This window comes from Pseudomonas sp. 2VD, from assembly GCF_005503585.1.
GTDB classification, from domain to species: domain Bacteria; phylum Pseudomonadota; class Gammaproteobacteria; order Pseudomonadales; family Pseudomonadaceae; genus Pseudomonas; species Pseudomonas aeruginosa.
The window spans coordinates 1-4869 of record NZ_SCND01000414.1 but is presented as its reverse complement, the minus strand read 5'-3'; the positions used below and the strand labels follow the sequence as shown (position 1 = coordinate 4869).

General features: G+C 63.7%; 6 protein-coding genes and 1 pseudogene. 2 read left to right on the top strand and 5 right to left on the bottom strand.

Annotated elements, in window-relative coordinates:
* From FFS27_RS28535 to FFS27_RS28525, 3 genes and pseudogenes are all read right to left on the bottom strand, one after another.
* Nucleotides 1–210: pseudogene (locus FFS27_RS28535) on the bottom strand (hypothetical protein); the annotation flags it as partial.
* Nucleotides 211–225: 15 nt separating this feature from the next.
* The gene (locus FFS27_RS28530; RefSeq protein ID WP_014603691.1) at nucleotides 226–480 is read right to left on the bottom strand and encodes a hypothetical protein; all 255 of its coding nucleotides are present in this window, start codon (nucleotides 478–480) and stop codon (nucleotides 226–228) included.
* A 343-nt stretch (nucleotides 481–823) separates the two neighbouring features.
* Nucleotides 824–1789: an AraC family transcriptional regulator gene (locus tag FFS27_RS28525; RefSeq protein ID WP_073937378.1), complete on the bottom strand. Its 966-nt coding sequence runs from the start codon at nucleotides 1787–1789 to the stop codon at nucleotides 824–826.
* 91 nt (nucleotides 1790–1880) lie between these two features.
* On the opposite strand from FFS27_RS28525, the gene FFS27_RS28520 reads away from it, so the two are divergent.
* On the top strand, nucleotides 1881–2714 hold the full coding sequence (locus tag FFS27_RS28520; protein WP_003112398.1) for an oxidoreductase: 834 nt from the start codon (nucleotides 1881–1883) through the stop codon (nucleotides 2712–2714).
* An 89-nt stretch (nucleotides 2715–2803) separates the two neighbouring features.
* Here FFS27_RS28520 and FFS27_RS28515 read toward each other — a convergent pair whose 3' ends face one another.
* Nucleotides 2804–3166 (bottom strand): hypothetical protein, encoded by a 363-nt coding sequence (locus tag FFS27_RS28515; protein ID WP_003162335.1) that lies wholly within the window; start codon nucleotides 3164–3166, stop codon nucleotides 2804–2806.
* Nucleotides 3163–3780 carry a suppressor of fused domain protein gene (locus FFS27_RS28510; RefSeq protein WP_021264509.1) on the bottom strand — a complete coding sequence of 206 codons (618 nt, stop codon included), beginning with the start codon at nucleotides 3778–3780 and terminating at the stop codon, nucleotides 3163–3165. The genes FFS27_RS28515 and FFS27_RS28510 overlap by 4 nt, the downstream gene beginning before the upstream one ends.
* Nucleotides 3781–4088: 308 nt before the next feature.
* Here FFS27_RS28510 and FFS27_RS28505 point away from each other — a divergent pair, with 308 nt between their 5' ends.
* Nucleotides 4089–4742 (top strand): hypothetical protein, encoded by a 654-nt coding sequence (locus tag FFS27_RS28505; RefSeq protein WP_003162334.1) that lies wholly within the window; start codon nucleotides 4089–4091, stop codon nucleotides 4740–4742.
* The last annotated feature ends 127 nt before the right edge of the window (nucleotides 4743–4869 follow it).

Below are 4869 nucleotides of genomic sequence, written 5' to 3'. Positions count from 1 at the left end.
ATAGCTGGTGTCGCTGTACCACTGCATCACCACCTGCGAGCCGTCGGCGGTGCGCTCCATGTTCTGCGGCGTACCGAAGAAGGCTATCGCTTCCTCGGCGGAACGGCCCTTCCACTGGCTGCGGGCGTAGACCTCGGGCAGCGTGTCCATCTGGATGCAGCCGCCCAGGGAAAGCGACGCCAGTAACGGCGCGATGAATATCCGGCGCATGGGTTGACTCCGTGTCTAGGGGTTCTTCGGCGGGTTGCCAGGCAGCAGGTCGAAGGTTCGCAGGCCCGGCACGGCGTCCTGCCCGGACGCTTGCGCGCGGTTCGCCTGCTCGGCCACGGCCATTCCGCTCTGTGCGCCGACGGGTTTCCTCGACGCCGCAAGCGAACGCCCACCGGCAGAGAACGACTCGCGCGCCGGCTCGTCGCCGCTGCCGAAGCACCACCAATCGCTGGCCTCCGGGCCGGTGGCGAGTACGGATTGCCGAGTCATGGTTCCTTCCAAGTCGCGTGCGTCCTGCACAACCGGTTTCCGCGAAACGCGGGGATCAAGGGCGGGACTATAGCGTCGCGGCGAAGAAGCTCGAATAGCACAGAGGTACTATTTTCGGTTCGGGCCCTTGACCACGCAGCCACTTCAAAGCAGCCCCTGTTGAAGCTTGTGGCGGGCCTTGCAACGCGACGGGGTCGTGTCGTCCGAGCTCAATCTGCCTGTAGTGGAACTGAAAAGTGTTGCATGACCGGTTGGATCCGTTCCTTTTTCCTCGTCCGAACCCATCCGGGCACCACTAGGCCGATTTTCTATGGCAAGGGCCCACCTCAGCGTCCGCTCCCCACTAATGCGACGACACGTACTCCTCTCCCCCCTGCGCCGGCGGCAGCGAGAATCCCGCGCGCAGGCGCCGGGCCTCGACCAGTGGCGAACGGCCGAACAGACGCTTGAATTCGCGGTTGAACTGCGAAGCGCTGGCGTAACCGACCGCATGGCAGGCGGCCTGGGCGCTCATGCCCTGGCGCACCATCAGCAGACGCGCCTGATGCAGGCGTATGCACTTCAGGTACTGCATCGGCGAGGTCTGGGTGATCGCCTTGAAGTGGCTGTGGAACGACGGCACGCTCATCCCCGCCTCGCCCGCCAGTTGCGCCAGCTCGAGCGGCTCGGCGTATTGCGCGTGGATGCGGCGCAGCGCCCGGGCAATGTTGCCGAAGCGCCCGCGCATGGCCAGTGCCGCGCGCATGGCGCCGCCCTGAGGGCCGGTGAGCACGCGGAAGTACAGCTCGCGCAGTAGTGCAGGCGCGAGGATCGCTGTCTCCAGCGGATCGCCCAGCGCCTCCAGGAAGCGCAACACCGATGCCCGCAGCGGCGCGTCCATAGAGCTGGACATCAGACTGCGCGGCGCTTCGACCTGCGCAAGCGCGCGCTGACGGTCGATCTCCACCGCCAGCCCGGCCGCCAGCGGGAAATCCAGGTGCAGGTAGATCGCCAGCAGCGGTCGCTCTGGCGTGGCATCGGTCTCCATGGTGAACGGCACCGGCACCGCCACGGCCAGGTAGTGCTGCTCGTCGTACAGGTAGATCTGCTCGCCGAAATAGCCGCGCTTTCGCCCCTGGCAAACGATGACGATCCCCGGATCGTAGAGCACCGGAGTCCGCGCCAGCGGACGATCCGAACGCAGCAGGCGGACGCTGTCGAGCCCGGTGAGGTTGTAGCCCTCCTGGGGCGCCAGGTTTTCGAGCAACGCGACCATGCGCTGTCGGTCGGCGGAGCGGATGGCTTCTGAATCAGGCAGTGATGCGCTCATAGAATCAGGCAATGAAACGAGAGATTCCGGTCTCTGAGATAGGGAAATTTCTGCGTATTGTGCACTCATTCCCCCGTAACGGAGTCACACCATGTCGTTTCGCAAGACCCTGTTGATCACCGGCGCCAGCAGCGGCTTCGGCCAGGCCCTGGCCCGCGAGGCCCTGGATGCCGGTCACCGCGTGGTGGGCACGGTGCGCAGCGAGGAGGCCAGGAGCGCACTGGAAGCCGTGGCGCCGGGCCAGGCCTTCGGCCGGCTGCTGGATGTCACCGACCTCGCCGCCATCGAGCCGACGGTCGCAGCCATCGAGCGCGACATCGGTCCGCTGGACGTGCTGGTGAACAGTGCCGGCTATGGTCATGAAGGCATCCTCGAGGAGTCGCCGCTGGCCGAGATGCGCCGGCAGTTCGAGGTCAACCTGTTCGGCGCGGTCGCGATGATCCAGGCCGTGCTGCCCTACATGCGTCGGCGCCGCCGCGGTCATATCCTCAACATCACTTCCATGGGCGGCTACATCACCATGCCCGGCATCGCCTACTACTGCGGCAGCAAGTTCGCCCTGGAAGGGGTTTCCGAAGCCTTGGGCAAGGAGGTGGCCGGCCTCGGCATAGCCGTCACCGCGGTGGCCCCCGGCTCCTTCCGCACCGACTGGGCCGGCCGTTCGATGGTCCGCAGCCCGCGCACCATCGCCGACTACGACGCGCTCTTCGACCCGGTCCGCCAGGCTCGCCAGGAAAAGAGCGGCAAGCAACCGGGCGACCCGCGCAAGGCCGCGCGCGCCATGCTCCAGGCCATCGACGCGGAAAACCCGCCGGCGCACCTGCTGCTGGGCAGCGATGCACTGGGGCTGGTGCGGCAGAAGCTGAAGGCGCTGGAGGAGGAAATCGCGGCGTGGGAAGAGGTCACGCGGTCGACGGATGGATGAGGTTTGGAAAGTCGTAGACGGATAATTCCACGGCATTATCCGCCGATACCGCGCCGAACCGGCGGATAACCGCGCTGCGGTTATTCGCTCTACGCCATGGCCAGGTTGCTGGCCCGCTCCGACAACGGACAGCCCTTTTCCTGCAAGTACCGAATCGCCTGCCGTGCCGTGGCGGGATTCATCGTATTGCCGATGAAGGTCGTCAGCGAGTCGGTGAACTCCAGCACGATGTTCTCGGTGTAGTGCCATTTCCGGTAGTCCACCCGGGAAATGCTGGAATACGGCTTCGAGCGCGTGCGGATGACGCGGAACTCGACATGGTCCGCATGCAGGACCAGCCGCGGGGACAGGTCGCTGTGGGCCCAGCATAGCCAGGGAATGCCTTTCCAGCCGGCGAACGCGGCGACCAGGCGCACGTTCAGGCCGCTGTCCGTCGCAGGATCCTTCGTCACACGCCCTCGCCCCCCAGATAACAGCCGCGCTGCTTGTCCACTGTCACCGGATGCGCGTTTTCCGCAAAGACCGGCATCAAACCATCGATTCCCTGTTCGCGCTTGAGCCGGTATTCCCGTTCGGAAAGCGGCACGACCCACAACAGGTCGACGGGATGGGCTGCCGCGTGGAAATCGTCGAACAGCCGCGCATCGATCTTCACCAGGGTATTCAGCAGCAGGAAATGGCGCAGGTGCCCACCCTCGAAGATCGGCATGCCGAACTGCACCGTATGCCCGAAGCCCAGGACGAACCTGTCGTAGAACGGAAGCCCGGCCAGCCATCGGGTGGTCTGGAGGTCGTGCCGGTCCGCCTCGTCGAAATACCAGATCAGTTCGCTCGCCCAGCGCTCTCCTTCATAGGTGGGCAGGAAGTTCATGGGCTGGCGGCTCATCCCGGCGGTGATCAGCACATCGTGCGGCCTGCCCGTGTCCTCTTTGCGGTAGACGAATACGTCGATCGCCGGCACGCCAGCGCTATCGTCCCAGTATTCGTGGCCTGGAAAGACCGTGCTCGGTTCGCTGCCGAAGTGGGCATCGTATTTCGAGCGCAGGGTCTCGATGTAATCACTCATGTTCCGACTCCACCTTCACTCCTTGTCGGGCCCGGTTTCGCGACGGCCCGAAGCCGATTCTGGCCAGCGTCGATCCCAGGTTGTCTTTCAGCCAAAGCAGCCGCTTGGGGGCAGCTATTCTTCGGGGGGCGACAGGCCATCCACTTGGCCCTGCGCCCAATACTTTTTCTCTTTTTGAAGCGTCAGGCGCCTGCCTGATTGCGGTTGCACGCCTTCAGTGGCCGTTCCTCGAACAGGACGCACTTCGAATATCCGGCTCGGCCAATCGAAGCTGGTCATGAAAGCCGCGAACAAGCAAGGAGCATGGTATGGCTATCACTCTCATTTTGGGTTGCAAGCAAGGTGACTTCAACGCACGGCATGATGGCTCCTGCGAAGGCATTTCCTTTTATTTCTGCATGCGCGCGCTCGACCTGGGTCCGGTGCCAGGACTTGCCGACCTGATGCAACAGCGGAATATCGGTGGGAAGGTTGAGCGAATCATGGATCTGCAGGACCAGATCTGTGGTGGTCTCATGAGTTCCGGCACCTATGAAACCGGTATCGACGGCGTGCCGATCAGCAACCCCAGCGGGGGCAACCTTCCCGGTATTCGCAATCAGGGCAAGGCGATCCAGGCGTTTCATAACCTCTACTCACAGGAGGCACAGACCCTGGGATGCAAATCGATTGGAACCTTGTCTTCCTTCTTCGAGGGAGGCTTCGTCCAGTTGCTGACGCACACCATCCAACTGTTGATTCGCAGCCGGCGCGGCGCGGCCCTGGTCGCCATGCAAAGCCCTACGCCCCACTCGGTGGCGCTTGCCTATGACGGTAGCGATCTCTATTTCTTCGATCCCAACTCCGGCGTTCACGAATTGACGAACCTCGCCTCGGCAGCTACGGAACTGGAGAACCACCTGACGACCCGCTATGCAGTCCCCTATTGCGTTCACGCCAATATGTTCAAGTTGAACCACTGAGCGGGTCACGCGCACATCCTGCTATCGACGAACTTCCGAGTGAAAGGTTGGGGACGGATTCATTTGCCGGGCAAACTGGCCGCTGCTGGCCGGAGGCAGCCTCCCGGCCACCCTCACTCCCCCACCC

Coding starts and splice junctions, on each gene's coding strand:
- FFS27_RS28530 (WP_014603691.1), bottom strand. CDS start 480: ATGACTCGGCAATCCGTACTCGCCACCGGCCCGGAGGCCAGCGATTGG.
- FFS27_RS28525 (WP_073937378.1), bottom strand. CDS start 1,789: ATGAGCGCATCACTGCCTGATTCAGAAGCCATCCGCTCCGCCGACCGA.
- FFS27_RS28520 (WP_003112398.1), top strand. CDS start 1,881: ATGTCGTTTCGCAAGACCCTGTTGATCACCGGCGCCAGCAGCGGCTTC.
- FFS27_RS28510 (WP_021264509.1), bottom strand. CDS start 3,780: ATGAGTGATTACATCGAGACCCTGCGCTCGAAATACGATGCCCACTTC.
- FFS27_RS28505 (WP_003162334.1), top strand. CDS start 4,089: ATGGCTATCACTCTCATTTTGGGTTGCAAGCAAGGTGACTTCAACGCA.